We start from the raw sequence: 21,938 nt of genomic DNA, 5'->3' as shown, positions 1-21,938 counted from the left end.
AGTATACCCAACGGCCGGCCGAAACTCACAAAAAATCCGTCCCCCAAGAAGGAGACGGATCGGTATGCTGCTTATTCGCTGACGCCCATTTCATACAGACGAAGGTCTGAACCAGGGTCCATTGTGTAGTTAACCACACGATTGTTAACACCTGTTAATGCATAGCGGTAAACAGTCGGTGCAACTGGAACTTCATCAAACATGAGTTCCTGCCACTTGTCGTATACTTCTTTACGGTAGTCAAGGTCGAATGCTTTCTCCGATGTACCGTCTTTCAGGAGCTTATCGTTCTCTTCACTCGTCCAGCGAGTATAGTTGAACGATGCTTTACGGCCGTAGAGACCGGATGGGTCTGGGTCAGAACCAGTTCCCCAAGCGCCTTGGTAGATATCGATTTTCGGATCATCGTTTTCAACCATGTCATAGAATGCGTTGAAGTCATGCAGACGGCCGTCAACGAGCTCCACTTTCAAACCAACGTCAGCCCAATTCTGCATGTAGGCTTTCGCGATTGGCTCAGCTGTTTCGCCGCCTGACATGGAAGCGAAGTTGATGACCAATTTTTCACCGTTCTGGTCTTCACGGAAGCCGTCGCCATCCGTGTCTTTGAAGCCAGCGTCTTCAAGTAGCTGCTTCGCTTTTTCCGGATCATACGGACGTCCTTCGATGCTTTCATCGTGGAAACTTTCGAATACCGGGATGATTAATGATGTACCAGGGAAACGGAGACCGTGGTACAATTTCTCACCGATTGTTGCGTTGTCCATTGCATACCACATCGCCTGGCGCAATTCTTTGCTCGCCATTTTCGCATCAGGATCTGTTACGTTTTCTTTCTTTGCTGCATCCCACTTACCTTGTTTGAATCCAATGTATGTGTATGCATAGTCGATGTCTGCAAGCAATTCAATATTGTCTACGTCTTTAACTGTCAAGTACTGGTCAGCAGGGATGCTCGCAAGGTCGACATCGCCATTTTTCATAGACTCAACAATTGTCGCTGGGCTCACTACTTTTTGTACGATTGATTTAAGAGCTGGCTTGCCTCTCCAGTAATCGTCGTTACGAGCGTAAAGTACAGACTCGCCTGGTACGATTTTCTCGATTTTGTAAGGTCCGAATCCAATTGGGTTTACACGGATCTTATCAGAAGACTCGAGTTCTTTGATTGTCGTTTCACCAGTCATGATGTCGCCTACGTGATGACGCGGCGTTGCATATGACCAGAATCCGGAAAGGATGGATGGTGATGCTTCAGTGAAATGGAATTCCATATTCTTATCGTCAATGATTTTGATACCTGAGATTTCTTTTGTCTTGCCTTCGTGATATGCAGGCATGCCTTCTACGTTTTCAATGTTGAAGTCATAGCGGTTGCCTGCATAATCCGGATGGCCAAGAAGTTCATACGAGTAAAGAAGGTCTGTTGTTTTAACAGGCTCTCCATCATGCCAGTTGACATTGTCTTTGATTGTCAATTTCATTGTTTTGTTGTCTTCGGAAAGCTCATACGTGGCAGCTCCGTTGTTTGTGATCAGGTAGTCACCGTCTGTATCCAATAATCCTTCGTCGAAGTAGCCAAGGATTTCAGCATCATATGTGCCTGAGTAGAAGTTACGGTTCAGCGTTCCTTCGAACGGCTCAGCCGCTACCATGGCGATGGTCATTTCGCCGTCTTCCATCGGTTCTGCATCGTTGCTGACTTCAAGCGGGAAATCCAGTTCCGCTTTGTTGTCATCGCCCTTATCTGTTTCTGATGCATTGTCTTTGCCGCCGTCTTTCCCCTTGTCTTTGTTGCCGTCGGCCTTGTCATCTCCGCTGCACGCAGCAAGGAAAATACTGAGAACGAGCATCAGGCTTGCCAGAAGCATAAATCGTTTCTTCGTCAATTGTCTTACCTCCCCTTTTTTTTACGCCAATCTTTGTCTTGCATCCGACGCGCGTTTGATCGCTTGCCCGATGTAATTTATACACAGCATCATTACCAGGATCAGTAATGCTGCAGGTAACCAAACCCATGATTTGTTCACCACGACGTCAGGATTGGTTGCGAATGCAATCAGTGTCCCGAGTGATGGTGTACTGGCCGGCAGACCGAAGCCTAAGAAAGTCAATCCGGTTTCCAGGCCTATGTTGCCCGCCAAAGCCAGCGTCATATTGACGATGACAATGGAACTTAAATTTGGGAACATTTCAAAAAACATAATCTTCCAGCTCGGCGTGCCGAGTGTCTTGGATGCATTGATGTAATCCAGTTCCCGCTCAGCAAGACCTTTCGATCGGATGAGTCGCGCTTTTCCGAACCAGACGAACGCACTCATGATCAGTACAAACGTGAACACGGAGTAGTTCGGCACAATGACGACGAATACGATGATGAACATCGTGCTCGGGAGCACCATCAGGAAGTCGACAATCCGCATGATGACGTTATCCACCCAGCCGCCAAAGAAACCGGCGATCAGTCCGACTGTCAGTCCGAGTGCTCCTGCAATAAGAGTTACACCTAGAGCAATCGTGAAGGAGTTCCGTGTTCCGATCAGGAGCTGACCAAGTACATCTCTTCCCCCATCGTCTGTACCCAGAATATGTTCAGACGAAGGAGCTTCCCACGTTTCCAGGAAGTTGACCCGCTGCAGCTGCTCCTGATCGATGAACAGCGGAGATGCATAGGCCGTAATCAGAAGGGCTATCAAAAGAACCAATGAAACGAGCGCCAGTTTATCGTGTTTAATTTCCCGCCAAATTGTTTTCGCGAACGATGGGTTGTTCGCTTTCTCCTTGGCAATCAATTTTTTATCATCGAGCGTTACCATATGTGATTCCTCCTCATTCGCTTTTTCTATTCAATCCGGATTCGTGGGTCAATGATACTCAGGATAATATCCGAAAGCATTGTACCGACGATAACAGCAGCTCCTGAAATCATTACGATAGCTGTTGTTACCGTGAAGTCACGTCCTGTAATCGATTGAATGAAAAGCTGACCGAGGCCCGGGTAACTGAAAATCATTTCCAGGAAGATCGAACCGCCGATCAATCCTGTGATCTCATAGCCGAGGAATGCAGCAATCGGCAGCAGGGAATTCCGCAAAATATGACGCGTGTATACTTTGCCTTCCGGAACCCCTTTTGAACGGGCGGTTTTTACAAAGTCCTTCAATTTCGTGTCGATGATATCGTTCCGTAAATACTGGATCGTACCGAATGTCGCAAGCAATGCACCGGACATTCCCGGAAGGACAAGGTGCTTGAACTTACTGACGTAGTAGGCCCAGCTGCCTGCCTCCAGTCTGACATCCACACTGTTGCCGGTCGGGAACCAGCCGAGCAGGAAGCCGAACACATATAGCATGAGCAGAGCAAATACGAACAACGGTGTGGCGAACGAGAAGTAGTTGTACATGACAATCAGTTTATCGGCCCATGTATCGGTCCACCTGCCCGCGATAATGCCAAGTGGTATGGCGATGATATATGTCACAATCAGGATGAACAGCGCCAAGGTGACCGTATTAGCGACCCGCCCTGCCAGCAGTGATGTGACCGGCTGCTTGTGCGTGTAGCTGCTGCCTAGATCTCCTTTTACCGCTTTCCCGATCCAATGGCCGTACTGAACGTACCATGGGTCGTTCAGGCCGTATTCTTCCCGGATCTTTTCCACTTGTTCCGGTGTGACGTTCGGGTTCCCCATGAACGCTCCTGTGACCGCATCTCCCGGCATCTGCTTTGCCAGGATGAAGATGATCAGACTCAACAGGAACAGCTGGGGAATCATGACGAGTATCCGGCGAATCGCAAATTTGATCATCGGTTACATGCCCCCTTGCTGGATTGCAACAGAATGCGTCGGGGAGATCGGCTTCAGGTCGAACATCCGGCCATCCTTATCGAAATAGCTGTCGTACTCGGTACGGTAGGCAGCATTAATTTCACTTCGCATTTCCATCTTTTCGTATTTTTTCGCAGGATCCATTTCAGGGATCGCAGCGATGAGCCGCTTCGTATACAGATGTTGCGGATTGGAATAAACATCCTGTGCCGTTCCTTCTTCGACGAACCGGCCTTTGTACATGATGCCGATCCGGTCGCAGATGTGCTTGATGACCCCGAGGTCGTGGGAGATGAACAGGTACGTCAGTCCGAAGTCCTTCTGGATCTCCTGCATGAAGTTCAGCACTTGCGCCTGAACGGATACGTCCAAAGCCGAGACCGGTTCATCCGCAATGATCAGTTTTGGGTTGAGCATGAGCGCCCGGGCGATCCCGATCCGCTGCCGCTGCCCGCCAGAGAACTGGTGCGGGTATTTGTAGATCGATTCCGGACTCAGTCCGACCCGCTCGAGCATGTTCTGCACACGGGTCAGTTCCTCTTTCGGTGAGAGCTTTTCGAAATTCCGCAGTGGCTCAGCAACCAAGTTCAAGACATTCTTACGGCCGTTGAGTGACGAATAGGGATCCTGGAAGATCATCTGAATATCCCGCATGTGCTTTCTGCGTTCATGCCCGCTCATTGTCGCCAGGTTCTCTCCGTTAAAGAGCACTTCACCGTCTGTCACTTTGTTCAGTCCGATGATAGCGCGTCCGGTTGTCGTCTTGCCGCAGCCCGACTCTCCGACGAGTCCGTACGTTTCGCCCGGCTCAAGTTCGAAACTCACGCCGTCTACCGCACGCACCTGATCGACAACGGAACGGAAGAAGCCTCCGCGGATCGGGAAATGGACTTTCAGGTCTTTTACATTAAGTAGTGACATAGTCTTTATCCTCCACTCGTTCTTCCGGGAAGTGGAAGTCTTTGTAGCACGTGCAGCGTACATAATGACCTGGCTCCACTTCATGGAGCGTCGGGTGTGCTTCGTGGGCTTCCGCCGGGATCCAGGGAATCCGCGGCGCGAACCGGCACCCTTCCCTGTCCAGATTCTGGATTGACGGGACAATCCCTTCGATTACGTGCAGCTCTTCCTTATCCGACATGTTGGAAGGGATCGAGTTCAGCAATGATCGGGTATAAGGATGCAGCGGGTTTTTGAAAAGCAGATTGACATCTGCATATTCGACGAACTCCCCTGCATACATGACGGCGACACGGTCCGCCATCTCTGCGACGACGCCCAGGTCGTGCGTGATGAGGATGATGCCCGAGTCCGTGATGCGCTGCAGTTCTTTCATAAGGTCCATGATCTGTGCCTGTATAGTTACGTCAAGAGCTGTCGTCGGCTCATCGGCGATCAGCATGACCGGGTTGCAGGCAAGCGCGATCGCGATAACAACCCGCTGCCGCATACCGCCCGACAGCTCGTGCGGGTACTGCTTGTAGATGCGGTTGACATCTTTGATGCCGACTTGCTCAAGCAGTTCGAGCACCCGTTTCTTTTTGGCTGATTTCGATAACTTCATATGGTAGTCCATCGGCTCTTCGATCTGCCGGCCGATCGTTGCAAGCGGGTTCAGAGCTGTCATCGGATCTTGGAAGATCATGCCCAGGTCCTTGCCGCGTATTTTGTTCAGTTTTTCGACAGGCATCCCGATCAGGTTCTGCCCTTTCAGATTCGCTTGACCTTCCAGTTTTGTCGTCTTCGCATTATGAAGACCCATGATGGAGAGCGCCAGTGCACTCTTTCCGCATCCCGATTCACCGACGATCGCCACGACTTCATTTTTATGGACGGTGAGTGAGACGCCATCCACAGCTGCGTAATAGTTTCCCTTGATGTTGAATGATGTTCGCAGATTCTCAATTTCCAAAACTGACTCAGCCAACGCGGTTCCTCCTTGCCTAGCGCACTTCCCAAAAAGTGAATTGAGGGAAATTTAATTTTCAGACTTTAAAATCTTTTGTTAACTATACTACACTGCTTTTCTATTGGCAATAGTGTTTTTTCAGAATATCAAATACACTGATTATTTCAAAGGTGACAAAATCATGACAACCCTTGTAACAAAGGGAATCCTTTCCCTAATTGGTCTTCAAAAAAGTTTACGTACAAGAAGAAGGCCCGCCGTTTTCATCTTCCTACGTCAGTCGGTTTCCTGGGGTTTTTCATCCAGCACAAAGAGACGGTCCCCAGTAACTAGAAACCGCTCCTCGTTCTGTCTTTATGTTTGCCGACATTTCGCGACACGAATATACAGTATGCAATAACAAATCAGGCCTCGGATGTCGAAAGTGTTTCGATACAGACCGTAATGCCCCTCACCAGTTCCTGAAGCGGCCATCCCGGAATCTTGCCATGCTGCATGGCCAGCTCGAAGGAAGCGGGTATATGGAGGAATCCGCACGGCATATCCGGGTTGTTAAGGGCCGCCCAATGGAGGCCGGCATACATGACGTTGTTGCATAGGTAGAGGCCGGCGGTATTCGAGATATCTGCCGGCAGGCCTGCTTCCTTCAGACGGTTCACCATAGCACGGGTCGGCAATGTCGAGAAGTATGCCGGCGGTCCGTCTGCTTCGATCGGCTCATCGACCGGGCGGTGCCCTTCATTATCCGGCTCACCGTCCTTAACATTGAGCGCAACCCGCTCCGGGGTTAGCTTCTGTCTGCCGCCGGCAAGGCCGAGGGACAGGACGGCATCCGGCTTTTCTTCAGCAATATAGGCCAGCAGCTCGCCGGCGGACCGATTGAAATCGACGGGCAAAATCTTTCCGCAGATGGCATAGTCCCCGATTGTGGTGCCGTCAAGCTGTTCCACGACTTGCATCGTCGGATTCTGCGGGTAATCCAGAAACGGCTCGAATCCGGTAAGTAACAGTTTTTTCATCAGTCTAGTCCCCTTCACTGCGCGGATACGGTTTCCCTTTTCTGTTTCGCCATGACTTCCTCATCATGGAGATGGCAGGCGACGAAATGGCCTTCATCCTTTTCAAGCCACTTCGGCTTCTTGGCTGCACAGACGTCCATCGCATATGGACACCTTGTCCGGAACACACAGCCTGACGGCGGGTCGATCGGACTCGGCAGTTCCCCTTCCAGCAGAATCCGTTCCCGTGACTCCTCAATATCCGGATCCGGAATCGGAATGGCGGACAGCAGCGCTTCCGTATACGGATGAAGCGGTTTTCCATACAGCTGGTCGCTCGTCGTCAATTCCACGAGATGCCCCAGATACATGACGCCGATCCGGTCCGAGATATACTTGACCATCGACAGGTCGTGGGCGATGAACAGATAGGTCAGGCCTTTCTCCCGCTGCAGCCGCTGGAACAACTTCACGACTTGCGCCTGCACGGATACGTCCAGTGCGGAAATCGGTTCGTCCGCAATGATGAATTCAGGATCGAGCGCCAGCGCCCGGGCGATGCCGATCCGCTGCCGCTGCCCGCCGGAGAATTCGTGCGGGTAGCGGTTGGCGTGATCCCGGTTCAGCCCGACGTCTTCAAGCAGTTCGTTCACACGCTCACGCAGTTCTTTTTTGCTTTTGAACATTCCGTGGATCTCCATCGGTTCCGCGATGATTTCGAAGACGGTCGAACGGGGGTTCAGCGACGCATAGGGGTCCTGGAACACCATCTGCATCTTTTTCAGGAAGTCTTTCCGGTCTTTGCCGGCCATCTTGTGGATGTCCTGTCCTTCATAAAGAACTTCCCCATCTGTATTATTATACAATCCGAGTATCGTACGGCCGGCTGTCGACTTGCCGCAGCCCGACTCCCCGACCAGACCGAACGTCTCGCCTTTGCGGACTTCGAAGCTGAGCCCGTCCACCGCTTTCAATGTTTTCCCTTTGCCTACGTCAAAATGCCGTTTCAGATTGTTCACCGACAGCACTACAGGCTGGTTGTTTGTCATCCGAGTTCCTCCTCTTTGTCTGTGGCTCTAAGCTGGAATTTTGAAGAAGGATCGATCCATATGCCGAGGCCCGGCTGATCCGGGAGCCGCACAGTCTGACCTGAATACTCGACACCCCCCGTGATCGGGCTGCCGCTCAGCATGAGCGGGGCATCGAAATCCACGCGGGTCACGTTCTTCTGGCTGGCCGCGAAATGGGCAGCCGCAGAGATGCCGAGTTTCGTTTCGATCATGCTGCCGGTCATGCACTCCACGCCGAAACTCTCGGCAAGTGCATTGATCTTCAAGGCTTCGTGGATACCGCCGCATTTCATGAGCTTGATGTTGATGAGATCGGCAGCACCGGCCTGCAGGACACGCACAGCATCCCGTGCGGAGAATACGCTTTCGTCCGCCATGATCGGCGTCAGTGTATGCTTCGTGACATACGCGAGCCCCTCGACGTCGTCTGCATGGACGGGCTGTTCGATCAGTTCGATGGCAAGCCCCGCGTCTTCCATGACCGCGATGGTGCGCACGGCTTCTTTCGGTTTCCAGCCCTGGTTGGCATCCAGCCGGATTTTTACGGAACCCCCGACCGTTTTGCGGATCGCTTTCACGCGCTCGATATCGAGTGCAGGTGAACCTGTGCCGACTTTTACCTTCAGTGTCGTGAAGCCGTCGTCCACGTATCGTCCGGCGTCCTCTGCCATCTCCTCAGGTGCGTTCACGCTGACTGTGAAGTTCGAATCCAATTCGTTCGTGAAACCGCCGAGCAGCTGATACAGCGGAAGATCCGCCTGCTTGCCGAGCAGATCATGGACCGCCATGTCGACCGCTGCTTTGGCGCTCGTATTCCGGATGAGGGAGCTATGTAGGATCGTAAAGATTTCTGCACGGCTGCGGATATCAAGACCGATCAATTTCGGGGCGATGATCTCTTCGATTGCATAGGTGACACTGGCCATCGAGTCGCCGGTGATGACATGTGTCGGCGGTGCTTCGCCAAAGCCTGTCTCTCCGCTGTCTGCCGTAATCCGGACATAGACGGAATACGCTGTATGTACCGTGCGCAAGGCCGTTTTGAATGGCTTGATGAGTGGGACTGCCACAGTGAAGCAGTCGATCGATTGAATTTTCATCAGGTACACTTCCTTTCTCTCCGGGTCTGCGTGGGGAAACAAGAAAAACTGTGTGCGGCGATCGTTCGGCGCACACAGTTCTCCAAATTATTCTTTGTCAGCGTACTTCAAGTCAAGGTAGCCGACCGGGTGACGGAGGATCCCTGTAACGCCAGGCTTTTCAAGAGTCGCCTGGTTGTAATAGTAGACCGGGAACACTGGCATTTCGTCCATCAGCATCTTGTCCGCCTGCTGCAGCAGTGTCCAGCGTTTGTTTGCATCTGTTTCGTTCTTGATGTCTTCGATCAGTTTGTCATAGTCTTTGTTGGACCATGTCGTCCGGTTCATGGATGAATCGGTGATGAAGCTCTCCAGCGCATTCACCGGGTCTGCATAATCATACAGGAATGATGAACGGGACAGCTGGTACTTATGTTCTTTCTGGTCAGCGAGGAACACGCTGGCTTCGACGTTCTGCAGCTCCACATCGACACCGAGATTCTCTTTGAACATCGACTGGAGGGCCACTGCAATCTTCTGGTGTGCTTCGTTTGTCGAATACGTCAGTGTCACTTTCGGAAGTTCACTGTACCCTTCTTCTTTCATGCCTTCTTCCAGCAATTTCTTGGCGTTTTCCGGATCGAAGGAGATCAAATCGCCGGCATCTTCGCGGAACTCATTGCCATCCGGTCCGATGAATCCGTACGATACGAATCCGTGTGCCGGCTTCTCACCATTCTTCGTGACGAACTCGACGATATCTTCCTGATTCACCGCTTCCCCGAATGCGCGGCGGATCTTTGTATTCGTGAACGGTTCCATGGATGTGTTGAAACGGAAGAAGTAGACGCCCGCCTGGTCTTCCACTTTCACTTCCGGATTGTCTTTCAGGTCTTCCGCGATCTCGGATGGGACGTCTGTGCTGTCCAGTTCATCCGATTTGTACATCTGGTAAGCCGTTGTCGAGTCACTGACCATTTCCCAGTTGACTTTGTCCAATTTCACGTTGTCTGCATCCCAGTAGTTTTCGTTCTTTTCGAAGACGAATTTCACATCATGATCCCATGACGCGAGTTTGAACGGTCCGTTTGAAACGAACGAATCGGCTTCCGTGAACCATTTCGGATTGTCTTCCGCTACTTTTTCATTGATCGGGAAGAAGCTCGGGTTCGTGATGATATTGAGGAACGCTTCGTTTGGCGCGTCGAGCGTGACAACGAATGTCTTCTCGTCTTTCGCTTCGATGCCGATGTCTTCCGGCGTGCCTTCCCCGTTGTTATACGCCTCTGCACCTTTGATGAAGTACGCGAGGAACGCAGCAGGAGACGCGGTTTCCGGATCGAGCATATGCTTCCAGGCGTAGACGAAGTCGTTCGCCGTCACCGGGTCGCCGTTCGACCATTTTGCATCGTCGCGGATTGTGAATGTATACGTCAGACCGTCTTCGGAGACGTCGATCTTCTCTGCAGTCGCTTCTTCCGCCTGGTGGTCTTTGTTCAGGCGCGTAAGCCCTTCCATCAGGTTGTTCAGCGCGCTCCAGGAGACTGCGTTGAACCCGACGGACGGATCGAACGATGTCGGCTCTTCCCCGTTGTTCAAGTAAAGCACTTTTTCACCGGACGCTTCCTTCTTATCGCCGTCTTTCCCGTCGGATGTTTCGGTGCCGGAACCGGTATCGGTCTTCTTGCCGGCATCCTCGTTCGCTGTACAAGCGGCGAGAACAACAATCAATGCCGTGAACAGGATGAATTTGATCCACTTCTTCAATTTGACTTCCCCCTTTTTATGGTCAATCATGTAGTGCCATCAAGCAAATACAGCTTTTGCCCGCGGATCCTGGAGCCAGCAGTCGACGGTATGCTCTTCCGTCAGGACGGTCGTCTCCGGATAGACCTGTTCGCACACGTCCATGGCGAACGGGCAGCGTGCTGCAAACGGGCAGCCTTGCGGCGGTGCAAAGAGATCCGGCGGTGTCCCGTCGATCGGCTGCAGCTCCTCTTCCTGCAGGTCGAGACGCGGCACCGAGTTCAGCAGGCCCTGCGTATATGGATGCTGCGGGTCATAGAAGATCTCCCGCTTGTTCCCGATTTCGATGATCTTGCCGGCATACATGACGGCGATCCGGTCCGCAATCTTCGCGACGACGCCGAGGTCATGGGTGATGAGGATGATCGCCACACCGGTCTTGCGCTGGATTTCCGCGAACAGCTCGAGGATCTGCGCCTGGATGGTCACGTCGAGCGCCGTTGTCGGTTCATCCGCGATGAGCAGCTGCGGTTCGCAGATAAGTGCGATGGCGATGACGATCCGCTGACGCATCCCGCCCGAAAACTGGTGCGGATACTGCTTCAGCCGTTCTTCCGGATTCGGGATGCCGACCAATTCCAGCATCTCGACCGCTTTCCGTTTCGCTTCCGCTTTGGAAACCTTATGATGGGTGCGCAGCCCTTCCATGAGCTGTTCGCCGATCTTCAATGTCGGGTTGAGTGCGGTCATCGGATCCTGAAAGATCATCGAAATGTCCACGCCCTGGATATCCCGCAGTGCTTTCTTCGACAGCTTCGTCATATCCTTGTCTTTGAACAGCACCTGACCGTTCCGGATCCTGCCGGGCGGCTGTGGGATGAGCCCCATGATCGTATTGGCGGTGACACTCTTGCCGCAGCCCGATTCGCCGACGACCGCAAGTGTCTCACCTTTGTACAGGTCGAACGTGACGCCGCGGATCGCCTGCACTTCCCCGCCGAATGTCTTGAATGATACTTCGAGGTCACGGACGGACAGGATCGTTTCCTGCCTGTCCGATTTAGTGTTTCCGTCTGTGGCTGTGCGCTGTCCGGCATGCCGTTCCGTCTGTTGCGGGGCTTCTGCCAAACCGGATGCTGCTGCCAGCTGATGTCCTGTCATTTCCATTACCCCCTCAATTTCGGATCGAGCGCATCCTGCATTCCATCGCCGAGCACGTTAAAGGCGAACATCGTCACGGAGATGAAGAGCGCAGGGAAGAACAGCCGCCACCAGTCACCCGACAGGATGACCGGAAGCGCGTCGTTCGCCATGACACCCCAGCTCGCGTACGGTGCCTGGATGCCGAGGCCGAGGAAACTCAGGAACGCTTCGGCGAATATGGCGCTCGGCACGGTGAGGGTCATCTGGACGATGATCGGCCCCATCGTGTTCGGGAGCAGGTTTTTTCGTATGATCCTCGGCGTCTCTGCACCGAATGATTTTGACGCGGTGACGAATTCATAGTTTTTGATCTGTAACACTTGTCCGCGGACAATCCTTGCCATTCCGACCCAGCCGGTGATCGTCAGGGCCACAATGATCGTTGTCAGACTCGGCCCCATGACCACCATGAGCAGGATGACGACGAGCAGGTGCGGCAGGCCGTACAGCACTTCGATGACACGCATCATCGCGGAATCCGTGCGTCCGCCCTTGTAACCGCTGACGCCGCCGTAGATGATGCCGATGAAGAAGTCGATCAGTGCCGCCATGACACCGACGAACAGTGAGATGCGCGCGCCGTACCATGTGCGGGTGAACACATCCCTGCCCATTTCATCTGTACCGAACCAGTGGGCCGCACTCGGTGCGAGGTTCTGGCTGCGCAGATCGGTCGCCGTCACTTCATACGGCGACAGGATCGGTCCGAAGATCGCCATGAACGTCAGCAGGATCAGGAACACCAGACCGCTCATCGCCAGCTTGTTCTTCCGAAGCCGGCGCCAGGCGTCTTTCCAATAGGACAGCGACGGCCGGACGACCGTCTCCGCCTGATCGATATCCTCTTCTTTTTTGCGGAACCATTCATCCGGCACTGTCAGTCTCGGATTTTTTGCGACCATTACACTTCACCTTCCTTTTTGTGAAGCTTGATACGCGGATCCAGGAAACCGTACAGGATATCGACGACGAACAGCATGAAGACTAAAAATGCGCTGTAAAACACTGTCGATCCCATGATGACCGGGTAATCACGGTTGTTGATGCTCTCCACAAAGTATTTCCCCATGCCGGGAATCGCGAATATCTTTTCGATGACGAACGTACCGGTCAGGATACCGGCAAGCATCGTCCCCATGATCGTGACAACCGGCATGAGCGCATTGCGCAGGGCATGCCGGGCGACGATGCGGATCGGTGTCAGCCCTTTCGCGCGCGCCATCTTGATGTAATCCTGCGTCAGCACTTCCAGCATGCTGGCACGTGTCAGACGCGCGATGATCGCTGTTGGGCCTGTCGCCAGTGCGATCACCGGCAGGATCATATGCTTCGGACTGCTCCACGTTGCGGGCGGCAGCAAGCCCCAGTTGACGGCCACCTGCTGGATGAGCAGGGTGGCCAGCACGAAGTTCGGGATGGATATCCCGATGACGGCGAATGTCATTGCTCCATAATCGATGATGCCGTTATGCCTGAGCGCCGCGAATGTCCCGAGGATGATCCCCGAGATCACCGCAACTATCATTGTCGCAATCCCCAGTTCAAAGGAGATCGGGAACCCTCTCGACAGAAGCGTGTTCACGGTCTCGTTCGGTTTCTTGATGGACGGGCCATAGTCGAACGTGACAATGGACTTCAGGTAGTTCAGATACTGGATCGGCATCGGCTGGTCCAGCTTGTAGAATTTCTCCAGGTTCGCCTGGATCGTCGGGTTCGACGTCCGTTCTTCATCGAACGGGGAGCCCGGAATCGCCCGCATCAGTACAAATGTCAGCGTGGCAATAATCAGTATGGTGACAATCATCATGATGAAACGCTTCAATATGTATAGCGGCACTCTCGTTCCCCCTTAACAAAATGTCGTCTGCATCGCAAGCTCGGTCATGACGAGCATCGCTCTGTAGGCGTCGATAATATCCTTGGCTTCATACCGGACAATGGTGGTCCCTTCTTCGATTACACAGCCGGGCATCAGTGCGGCCCATTCGGCTTCCCCGTAATTGGTGAATTCGATCCTCATGACGGGATGATCGGGAGGTGTCAGCGGCTTGATGGATTCCCTGTTCTTCAGGGCCTGTTCCATCCGCTCCTGCAGCAGCGCCTGGGCTTTCTCGGGGTGAAGTGTCCGGACAGAGGAACGGGAAATGGAGTGTTTCACCGGGGCGGTGACGACATTTGGAATCAATGCTTCCGCTTCCCGGCAGGCACCGTCGTCCCCTGCCACCATCAGGACAGGTACGCCGTAATAACCGGCGACGTACGCGTTGAATCCGAGTTCCCCAACCGCCATCTTGTTGATGTAGATATTACGGACGCCGAAAATCATCGTATGGCTCATGACACCCGGCTGGCCTGCACGCGCATGATAGCCTGCAAATACTGCTCCTGTATAGGAGCTGTCCAGCGATTGAACCATTGAAAGCGGTTTCATACTACCCGTAATCAGTTCTGCATCCGGGTGGAGCTCCTCGATCATCAGATTATTCATCTTTGAGTGGCTGTCATTGATGAGCACTTCCTGGGCCCCGTTTTCAAATGCGGCAGCTGCAATTGCATTCGCTTCCTGTGTCATGATCCTCCGGGCCCGTTCGTAGTTGTGCCGATGAGAGTCCACGTATGACTCGTCCGGAAGCCCTGTAATCCCTTCCATGTCCACTGATACAAAAATTTTCATAAGAACCCTACCTTCTAGTCGACAGAAAAATCTGTCGGTTGTATTATTATCTAACAATACCAAACTATTATTCAAATAACAAGATAATTTAGTATAATGGAGCTACTCAAATATTTTTTTATGGCATGATTAACTGATAGGAAGCAGGGATCTGTTATGGGAAAATGGCTGATGATTGCAGGGATCGGTGCCATTGCGGCCGCTCTGCTGTATGCTGGGTTTTTCGGTTTGGATGAGGGACGGCCCACTTGGGTGTATCAGCTGCAGGATGCCTCCGTGGACGAACTTGTGACCCTGCCCGTCGAGTATGCTGTCATGGACCGTACAAAAGACGGGGCCGTGCCTTATACTCGCCGGGAAATCGAGCGGATCCGCCAATCGGGTGCAGAACCGATCGCGTATTTGAGCATCGGTGAGGCGAGCAGTTATCTGCCGTACTGGAAAAATGAATGGGGACAGGAGAAGAACGGGAAGCTGACCATCACGCCGGCCGCGCCTGAATGGGCCGGGTCTATCGCGAATCCTGAATGGCCGGAAAGCATAAAGGTGCGCTATTGGACTCCTGCCTGGCAGCAGATCGTCACGTCTGAATTGAAAAAGATCCAGGAGACCGGGTTCAGCGGTGTCTATCTGGATATTATCGATGCTTATGAATATTGGGGGAATGATGGAGTATATGGCGGAGGAAAAGAAGGTCGCCTGCATACCGATCCTGCAACCAGAGAAGAGGCGGCGGACCGGATGATCCAGTTTGTCCGGAGCCTGTCCGCCATAGCGAAAGATACGGACCCCGGATTTCTGATCATCCCTCAGAATGGGGAGGAGCTGATCGGAATGGCTGCTGGTGATGCATACCTGAATGCGGTTGATGGTATCGGAGTAGAGGATGTGTGGTATGACGGGAAACGGAAAAACGCTGAATCCGCAATCGCCGGACGACTGGCCTGGCTGGACCGCTTCACGGAACAAGGGAAGATTGTCCTGTCCGTCGATTATACGTCCGGCTTCCGGGCACAGCAGTACTATCAGCTTTGCCGGCGGGAAAAATTCTATTGCTATGCGGCGGATCCGGACCGTTCGCTGTCTGAGGCGACTGGATTCGGACGGAACAAAAACCAGTAGATCGAATAATGTATTTTAATCCGAAACTTTAATCTTAAATAATAACTATTGACTTTGCCTTTTAATTTCCGTATGCTCAGTTTGCATTTGATTTTTCCTAAAGACTCTGCTAGAGTCTTTCTCCTTTCAGCAGCTTGTTACAATGACCGGCTTTGATGACAATGATTGCCGGGCAGCAAGGATGGATTCTCATCCGCATCAGGCAGCAGATTGATCAGAGGTCATTTGTAAATAACATAAAGAAAGCAGTGGGGAATTTGGGCAAGTCCAAGAAGAAGATCCATTATGCTTGGTTCACGCTTGTTGCACTCTGTATTATCGTAGGGATCGGCAAAGGTTCGCTGAACAACTCGGCTGGACTGTTCATTCCGGGGGCGACTTCGGAGTTAGGCATCTCTACAGGCAACTTGACGATCTATTTCAGTATCGCTTCCATTGTAACGATGATTTTCCTTCCCATCGGAGGTAAGATCCTCGCTAAGTATGATACACGGCTCGTCCTCATCACCGCGATGATCCTGCAGGCCGGCGCGTTCGTTGCGTTCGGTTTCAGCAACTCGGTGTGGGGCTGGTATATCTTCTCGATTCCATTGGCTGTCGGCGGTGTGTTCAACACAGTCATTGCCGGTCCGGTACTGGTCAATCAATGGTTCAAGAAGAAAAATGGGATGGCGCTCGGTCTGATCGGTGCTTCCCAGGGTCTGCTCGGCGCATTGGCCCAGCCGCTTGTCGGCCGGACCATCGCTGATGCAGGCTGGCGCACAGGTTATATTTCGCTCGGACTGGCTGCGATCATCATCGTTGTCCCGACCATCCTGTTCCTGATACGCAAATCTCCTCAGGCTGTCGGCGTCCTGCCGTACGGGGCTGAAGAGGAATCGGCTGTGAAAAGTGAGAACACTGAGACGGCTGAAGCGGACAAAGGGATCACGATGGCGGTGGCGAGAAAGTCCGCTGCGTTCTACTCACTCTTCCTGTTCTTCCTGCTGATTGTTTCGATTGCAAGTTTTGCCATCCATATTCCGTCCTATATCGAGTCACTGCCGTATGGGTATGACGCAATCTTTGCAGGAAATACCATGGCAGGATACTTGATCGGTGTGCTGCTTGGCGCACTGGTCCTCGGCTTCCTCGTCGATAAGATCGGTTCACGCAACACGATCTATCTGGCGATGGTGCTGGCGATCGTATCCGTGCTCGGTATGCTGTTTGCAACCGCCAGTCCGGCTCTGCTGGTCCTGTCGGTCACACTGTTCGGCTTCACCGTATCCAATTCTGTCGGAACACTCGCACCTGCATTGACGACGAGCTTGTTCGGCAGCCGGGAATACAGCCAGATCTACTCATCCGCTTCACTCGGTCTGGCTGTTGCGGGAATCGTTGCGCTTCCTGCGTACGGCTATATTTTCGACATCACGAAGAGCTATGAATCCGCACTGTATATCCTGATTGTCATGCTTGTGCTCAACATCTTCCTCGTCACCTATGCATTCATCGGTAAGAAGAAACTGGTGAACGAAGGATACTGGAACTGAATGAAAAAGACTGCAGGCTGCTAAATGAGCAGCTCTGCAGTCTTTTTTGCATACGGACAGCTTGTTTCACATGGAACAGTCACCGGAACGGCATCGGTCCAACGGTGAGCCCGTTGCGGCCTTTGGTCGCCACTGCCTGGCTGAGAGAGTTCAGGATGGCTTCTTCCGTCACTTCGGCCGCCGCTTGAAACAGGAGGTTCATGACAGGATGGCTGTCCCGTATACTTTCCGCCAATTCCGTCCGCGCTTCCGACTCATGGGGAATCTTGCGGGCGGTGGAAAAGGCGATCACGATATCCCCGCTTCCATTGCTGTAATGGCTGCCTATTCTTGCAAGTCCGGCGCCGGCACGTTTGGCAACCCGCTTTAACTGCCTGCTGTCGAGCGGTGCATCTGTCGCCAGCACGATCATGATGGATCCGTCCGCCGGTTCCGGTGCGTCAGAGGTGTAATCGGCACCCGGCTGTATATAGCGGCCGGAGGCAAAGTCCTCCCGCTGGCCGAAATTGCTCAGCACGAGACATCCGATCGTATAAGCTTTGCCTTCTTCAAATGCAATCAGGCGCGATGAGGAGCCGATCCCCCCTTTGTATCCGAAGCAGATCATCCCTTTTCCGGCCCCGACCGCCCCCTCCGGACATGCAGCGTCGGAAGCCGAACGGATTGCCTGCAGGGCATGCTCCGGTCTCACAGCCAGGGCACGGATGCTATTCAGACGGCCGTCATTGCACTCCCCGGTCACGATGTTGAGTGTCCCTGTCGTATCCCCGATCTCCGGTGTTCTCTTGAGCATCCAGCGCAGTGTTCCTTCCGTGACAGCCGGGACGCTGAATGTATTCGTCAGCATGATCGGTGATTCCAGCTGTCCCAATTCATCAAGCTGGACGAGTCCTGTCGTCTTCCCGAACCCGTTGATAACATAACTTGCTGCCGCCAGTTTCTCCCGGAACAGATTGCCCGGATGAGGCAGGATGGCCGTGACACCGGTTGCTGTCCAGCCGCCGTCGGGCAGCGGTCCGTCCAGGGTCACATGTCCGACTTTCACACCTTCCACATCGGTGATGCAATTTTTTTCTCCAATGGGCAATCTGCCTATGTCCACTCCGCGTTCCCTTATTTTCATCGGTTCCTGTACCGGCAATTCCCCCACTCCTTTCAGGTTTACGTTCTGCAGAGCTGCCACATACTGAACAGAAAAGGATGATTCTCTATGCTGTCTGAGTTTCCGACAATCCATACGAATATCTGGGATGCTGTCTGGGCAGTCCCTGTAACGTTCGCGGCCGTACTGGCGGCGAAATGGCTGTTCCGCGTCAAACCGGCCGCCTTGTCCACAGTGGCGACAGGTGCCGCACTATTTCTTTCCATCGTCATCAGTCATCCGAAAAACCTATCTGCCGGTATTTTCATGGGATTCTTCTATAGCGGGGCTGCCATGGGGACCCTGTATTCCCTGCAGCAGACGATCCTCGCCTACCGCTCCAAATAAGGGCCTACCCTTTCTTCAGCGGACAGAAGCCGCACTGCATGAGGCCAGGGACATCTTTCGACAGACAGCAAGTGGTCCGGACAGTCGTATTCAGCAATTGTGACGGATCCCTTCCATTTAAATAGAGACGGAACCTGCAGACGTCGTGGATGCCTGCCCAAACGTCGTCCGACTTGACCAGTTCCAAAACTGTGCGGGCCTGCTCTTCGGAAGATGGATCGTCCAGCATGACATGGAAATGCCACAGCCAGAAACCGAAGACATTCTCCCACAGGACATTTGCAGAGATCGGTGCCCCCTTCCGCAGGCTGCCGATGACCTGATCGATCTCCTCCAGCAGTTTGCGGACGGCCGCCCGGGGCTGTTCCGGATCTGCTTCAACCCAGCCGCTGATGGCCGGGTAGGTGCTGACGGTCCGGTTGCCGTACTCGTCCGCTGCACCGAATCGGAACTCATCCGGCCGGCCATTCCAGAACTCGTCATACAGGACGTACTGCACCAGCTGCATGCCGGTGAACATGCCGTACCGGCGCATGAGATAGGAAGCCGCCACTGTCTTGTTCGGGCTGCCGCTGATGGTCTGGACTGCGTGCAGGATGGCTTCCGTCCGCTCTCCTGCCAGCAGGTCCGCCATCGTGAACAGCGGATGGACGGGTCTTTCGCTATACACTCCATTGCTCTGTAATTGGCTGATTTGGTTCGCTGTAAGGTTTGTCATGCCACCACTATACCAAATGATTTCCCTTCTTTCACTTACTCGTTACAGAAACCGCTCATCGGCCTGCTTGGAACTGCTGAATCGTAATGCCGTATTTTGGAAGGTCTTCCGACAGCCGTCTTGCGAATTCCAGCGCAAGCTCATTATCGCCATGCAGGCAGATCGTGTCTGCCCGAACGGAAGCAATACTGCCGGCAGCCGTCCGCACCTTCCCCTCTTTCACCAGGAGGAGCGCCTGTTCCAGCAGGACGCCGTAATCCAGGATGACAGCACCGGGCCGGCTCCTCGGTGTCAGGGTGAGATCCGCTTCATAGGTCCTGTCGGCGAACACTTCACTCGCCGTCTGCAGTCCGGCGTCCTGTCCTGCCCGGATCAGTTCGCTCTCCGCCAGACCGTACAGCACTGCACGCGGGGCAGTGTCTGCCACCGCCCGGCAGACCGCTTCCGCCAACTGGCGGTCCCCTGCAGCCATGTTATACAGGGCTCCGTGCGGTTTGACATGATGGAGAGGCAGCCCTGCAGCCTGCAGGAACCCTTGCAGCGCACCGATCTGGTACACCATGAAGTCATAGATTTCCTGTTCCGTGCAGGACATGTTCCGTCTGCCGAAGCCCTGGAGATCCGGAAATCCGGGATGGGCACCGACTGCCGTTCCATGCGTTTGGGCAAGCTCCACGGCCTTCCGCATCACAGAGGGATCCCCTGCATGGAAGCCGCAGGCAATGTTGGCAGATGTTATGTAGTTCATCATTTCCGCGTCTCTTCCTATTGAATAGGCACCGAAACCTTCACCGAGATCGCAGTTCAAATCGATTTTCACTGTTATTCAATCCCTTCCTGGAGTTTCAGGCGGACGGCTGTCTGAAACTCAGCCAGCGCCTGCTCCTGTTTCTGCAGCAGACGGTGCGCCTCTGCAAGGGAGACTTCCTCAAACCGGATGCGGGTCCCCGGCCGCGCTTGTGCAAGCGATGGCAGATCCGCCGTAATGATCTGCGCGATTTCCGGGTAGCCGCCCGTTGTCTGCCGATCCGCCATCAGAATGATCGGCTGCCCGTCCGGCGGCACTTGGACGGTACCGAACGTCACCGATTCCGATGTCAGTTCCTGTGACTTCTTCAGCTGCAGCGCAGCCCCCTGCAGCCGGTATCCCATCCGGTCCGACTGTGAGCCTGCCGTATAGGCTGTCCGGCGGAAGTTATTCAGGCTGCTGCTGCCGAACAGCTGGTAGTGCCTGCCGCGGAGCCAGCGGATGGTGATCTCCGGACCAAGTACAGGACGCAGCCAGCCGGATACCGACCAGCTGGCTGTCCGGAATGGCTGCGCGAAGCTATTTTTCTGCTGCGGCCGAGGAACGGTTATCCGGCCTGGCATTAGTACATCCCCTTTCCGTAGTGCCCGTCCCTCCATTCCGCCGATTCCTGCTCGCAGGAACGTAGACCGGCTGCCGAGCACTTCGGGGACATCGATGCCGCCGGGCAGGGCCATCACAAGTCGGCTGCCCTGTGCCGCCGACCCGGTGGTCAGTATACTCCCCTCCCTGGCATAGACAGGCCGCCAGAGAGGCACAGGCGCCCCATCGATCTCTGGATGAAATTCCCCCCCGCACAGCGCAATCAGAGTCGCCTGCCGGAAATAGATAACCGGCCCGGTCAGCGTCATCTCAAGAACCGCTTCACTCCCGCTGTTGCCGACCAGAAGATTGGCAGTGCGCATCGAAAGCCGGTCCATCGTGCCGCCAGGCGTGATACCGTACTGCTGCCAGCCGGTCCGTCCGGCATCCTGCACCGTGTCCATCAGTCCGGCCCGGAGTAGTTCAAGCATGATGTTTCCTCCCTTATTTCATCATACTGCTGCTGTGTGATCGGGCAGAATTCCAGCAGATCTCCCGGCTCCAGCAAACTGGGCGGCTCCCGGTCCGGCATGAACAGGTCGACCGGTGTCCTGCCGATCAGCTGCCAGCCGCCCGGTGTACTGATCGGATAGACACCTGTCTGCCTGCCGGCAATGCCTACAGAGCGTTCCGGAATACTGAGACGGGGTGTTTGCTTCCTCGGCATGGACAGCGCGGCAGGAAGCCCTGACAGGAATGGAAACCCTGGTGAAAATCCGATCATCCGGACAATATAGCGTCCGGCTGCATGCTGCCGGACGACCTCGTCTGGAGTCATACCGGCGATAGACGCAACATACAGGAGGTCCGGGCCTTCCATGCCGCCATACAGCACAGGCAGCCTGACCGTCCTGCGCGGTATCTGCGTTGCAGGGTCAAGTGACCCGATGAGTGTCGCCAGCTGCTGGCTGACATGATCGTAAGGAGATTTGCCGGCCGGGCAATTCCGGATATCGTAGTAGACTGTGACTGACGTGTAGGAAGAGACGTACTCCGTCAGCCATACAGGCGGCCGGTCGGTAAGCGCCGCGGTCACGCTGCGTATCTTCAATTCGGTGTCGTCCGCATCGGCATCCCCCAGCCTGCAGATCACAGCCTGGTCGCCGAGCGGGTGGATTGTACATTCCATCGGGCACCTCCTCAGTTTCTTTCCTCAAGTATACAAAAAGCCGC

21 protein-coding genes are annotated in these 21,938 nt (G+C 53.9%); 3 read left to right on the top strand and 18 right to left on the bottom strand.

The genetic code is table 11. The annotated features are described in order from the left end of the window. Positions 1 to 71 precede the first annotated feature (71 nt). The 13 genes from opp4A to BN1190_RS02105 all read right to left on the bottom strand — a co-directional run bounded on the left by opp4A (position 72) and on the right by BN1190_RS02105 (position 14,511). Positions 72 to 1,889: an oligopeptide ABC transporter substrate-binding protein gene (opp4A, locus tag BN1190_RS02165; RefSeq protein ID WP_425313914.1), complete on the bottom strand. Its 1,818-nt coding sequence runs from the start codon at positions 1,887 to 1,889 to the stop codon at positions 72 to 74. Positions 1,890 to 1,910: 21 nt separating this feature from the next. Continuing rightward, complete coding sequence (locus tag BN1190_RS02160; RefSeq protein ID WP_040285387.1) at positions 1,911 to 2,816, bottom strand: ABC transporter permease; 906 nt, start codon at positions 2,814 to 2,816, stop codon at positions 1,911 to 1,913. 26 nt (positions 2,817 to 2,842) lie between these two features. Continuing rightward, a complete protein-coding gene (opp4B, locus tag BN1190_RS02155) occupies positions 2,843 to 3,811 on the bottom strand; it encodes an oligopeptide ABC transporter permease (RefSeq protein ID WP_040285386.1) in 969 nt (322 codons plus the stop codon). 3 nt (positions 3,812 to 3,814) lie between these two features. Beyond that, the gene (locus BN1190_RS02150; RefSeq protein ID WP_040285385.1) at positions 3,815 to 4,753 is read right to left on the bottom strand and encodes an ABC transporter ATP-binding protein; all 939 of its coding nucleotides are present in this window, start codon (positions 4,751 to 4,753) and stop codon (positions 3,815 to 3,817) included. Continuing rightward, positions 4,740 to 5,759 carry an ABC transporter ATP-binding protein gene (locus tag BN1190_RS02145; RefSeq protein ID WP_040285384.1) on the bottom strand — a complete coding sequence of 340 codons (1,020 nt, stop codon included), beginning with the start codon at positions 5,757 to 5,759 and terminating at the stop codon, positions 4,740 to 4,742. The genes BN1190_RS02150 and BN1190_RS02145 overlap by 14 nt, the downstream gene beginning before the upstream one ends. 386 nt (positions 5,760 to 6,145) lie before the next feature. Next, positions 6,146 to 6,760 (bottom strand): pyroglutamyl-peptidase I, encoded by a 615-nt coding sequence (gene pcp, locus BN1190_RS02140; RefSeq protein WP_040285383.1) that lies wholly within the window; start codon positions 6,758 to 6,760, stop codon positions 6,146 to 6,148. 14 nt (positions 6,761 to 6,774) lie between these two features. Then, positions 6,775 to 7,788: an ABC transporter ATP-binding protein gene (locus BN1190_RS02135; RefSeq protein WP_040285382.1), complete on the bottom strand. Its 1,014-nt coding sequence runs from the start codon at positions 7,786 to 7,788 to the stop codon at positions 6,775 to 6,777. Further along, a complete protein-coding gene (locus BN1190_RS02130) occupies positions 7,785 to 8,909 on the bottom strand; it encodes a mandelate racemase/muconate lactonizing enzyme family protein (RefSeq protein WP_052461652.1) in 1,125 nt (374 codons plus the stop codon). The genes BN1190_RS02135 and BN1190_RS02130 overlap by 4 nt, the downstream gene beginning before the upstream one ends. Before the next feature lie 87 nt (positions 8,910 to 8,996). Continuing rightward, complete coding sequence (locus BN1190_RS02125; RefSeq protein WP_040285381.1) at positions 8,997 to 10,655, bottom strand: peptide ABC transporter substrate-binding protein; 1,659 nt, start codon at positions 10,653 to 10,655, stop codon at positions 8,997 to 8,999. A gap of 39 nt (positions 10,656 to 10,694) precedes the next feature. Then, complete coding sequence (locus BN1190_RS02120) at positions 10,695 to 11,795, bottom strand: ABC transporter ATP-binding protein (RefSeq protein ID WP_082023232.1); 1,101 nt, start codon at positions 11,793 to 11,795, stop codon at positions 10,695 to 10,697. A gap of 5 nt (positions 11,796 to 11,800) precedes the next feature. Next, the gene (locus tag BN1190_RS02115; RefSeq protein WP_040285380.1) at positions 11,801 to 12,739 is read right to left on the bottom strand and encodes an ABC transporter permease; all 939 of its coding nucleotides are present in this window, start codon (positions 12,737 to 12,739) and stop codon (positions 11,801 to 11,803) included. Continuing rightward, positions 12,739 to 13,674 (bottom strand): ABC transporter permease, encoded by a 936-nt coding sequence (locus BN1190_RS02110; RefSeq protein ID WP_098060103.1) that lies wholly within the window; start codon positions 13,672 to 13,674, stop codon positions 12,739 to 12,741. Before BN1190_RS02110 ends, BN1190_RS02115 begins: the two co-directional genes overlap by 1 nt. 12 nt (positions 13,675 to 13,686) lie before the next feature. Further along, complete coding sequence (locus BN1190_RS02105) at positions 13,687 to 14,511, bottom strand: M55 family metallopeptidase (RefSeq protein ID WP_040285379.1); 825 nt, start codon at positions 14,509 to 14,511, stop codon at positions 13,687 to 13,689. 156 nt (positions 14,512 to 14,667) lie between these two features. Here BN1190_RS02105 and BN1190_RS02100 point away from each other — a divergent pair, with 156 nt between their 5' ends. Further along, on the top strand, positions 14,668 to 15,633 hold the full coding sequence (locus BN1190_RS02100; protein WP_052461651.1) for an MJ1477/TM1410 family putative glycoside hydrolase: 966 nt from the start codon (positions 14,668 to 14,670) through the stop codon (positions 15,631 to 15,633). 257 nt (positions 15,634 to 15,890) lie between these two features. Beyond that, positions 15,891 to 17,168 carry an MFS transporter gene (locus BN1190_RS02095; protein ID WP_040285642.1) on the top strand — a complete coding sequence of 426 codons (1,278 nt, stop codon included), beginning with the start codon at positions 15,891 to 15,893 and terminating at the stop codon, positions 17,166 to 17,168. A 79-nt stretch (positions 17,169 to 17,247) separates the two neighbouring features. Here the strand turns inward: BN1190_RS02095 and BN1190_RS02090 are convergent, their stop codons facing one another. After that, positions 17,248 to 18,291 (bottom strand): P1 family peptidase, encoded by a 1,044-nt coding sequence (locus BN1190_RS02090; protein ID WP_040285641.1) that lies wholly within the window; start codon positions 18,289 to 18,291, stop codon positions 17,248 to 17,250. A gap of 87 nt (positions 18,292 to 18,378) precedes the next feature. Between BN1190_RS02090 and BN1190_RS02085 the strand changes: the two genes are divergently transcribed. Further along, on the top strand, positions 18,379 to 18,657 hold the full coding sequence (locus BN1190_RS02085) for a hypothetical protein (RefSeq protein ID WP_040285378.1): 279 nt from the start codon (positions 18,379 to 18,381) through the stop codon (positions 18,655 to 18,657). Positions 18,658 to 18,661: 4 nt separating this feature from the next. On the opposite strand, the gene BN1190_RS02080 is transcribed toward BN1190_RS02085, so the two are convergent. The 4 genes from BN1190_RS02080 to pxpB all read right to left on the bottom strand — a co-directional run bounded on the left by BN1190_RS02080 (position 18,662) and on the right by pxpB (position 21,894). Continuing rightward, positions 18,662 to 19,327 carry a hypothetical protein gene (locus BN1190_RS02080; protein ID WP_244898659.1) on the bottom strand — a complete coding sequence of 222 codons (666 nt, stop codon included), beginning with the start codon at positions 19,325 to 19,327 and terminating at the stop codon, positions 18,662 to 18,664. A gap of 103 nt (positions 19,328 to 19,430) precedes the next feature. Beyond that, entirely contained in the window at positions 19,431 to 20,195 is a 765-nt protein-coding gene (locus BN1190_RS02075) for a LamB/YcsF family protein (RefSeq protein ID WP_040285376.1), read from the bottom strand. Positions 20,196 to 20,197: 2 nt separating this feature from the next. After that, a complete protein-coding gene (locus BN1190_RS02070) occupies positions 20,198 to 21,196 on the bottom strand; it encodes a biotin-dependent carboxyltransferase family protein (protein WP_040285375.1) in 999 nt (332 codons plus the stop codon). Next, the gene (pxpB, locus tag BN1190_RS02065; RefSeq protein WP_040285374.1) at positions 21,169 to 21,894 is read right to left on the bottom strand and encodes a 5-oxoprolinase subunit PxpB; all 726 of its coding nucleotides are present in this window, start codon (positions 21,892 to 21,894) and stop codon (positions 21,169 to 21,171) included. Before pxpB ends, BN1190_RS02070 begins: the two co-directional genes overlap by 28 nt. Positions 21,895 to 21,938 lie beyond the last annotated feature (44 nt).

It is taken from the genome of Sporosarcina koreensis, assembly GCF_000826145.2.
Taxonomy (GTDB): Bacteria; Bacillota; Bacilli; order Bacillales_A; family Planococcaceae; genus Sporosarcina; species Sporosarcina trichiuri.
Note: the sequence above shows the minus strand (reverse complement) of the source record. Positions and strands in the feature narration are given on the sequence as shown.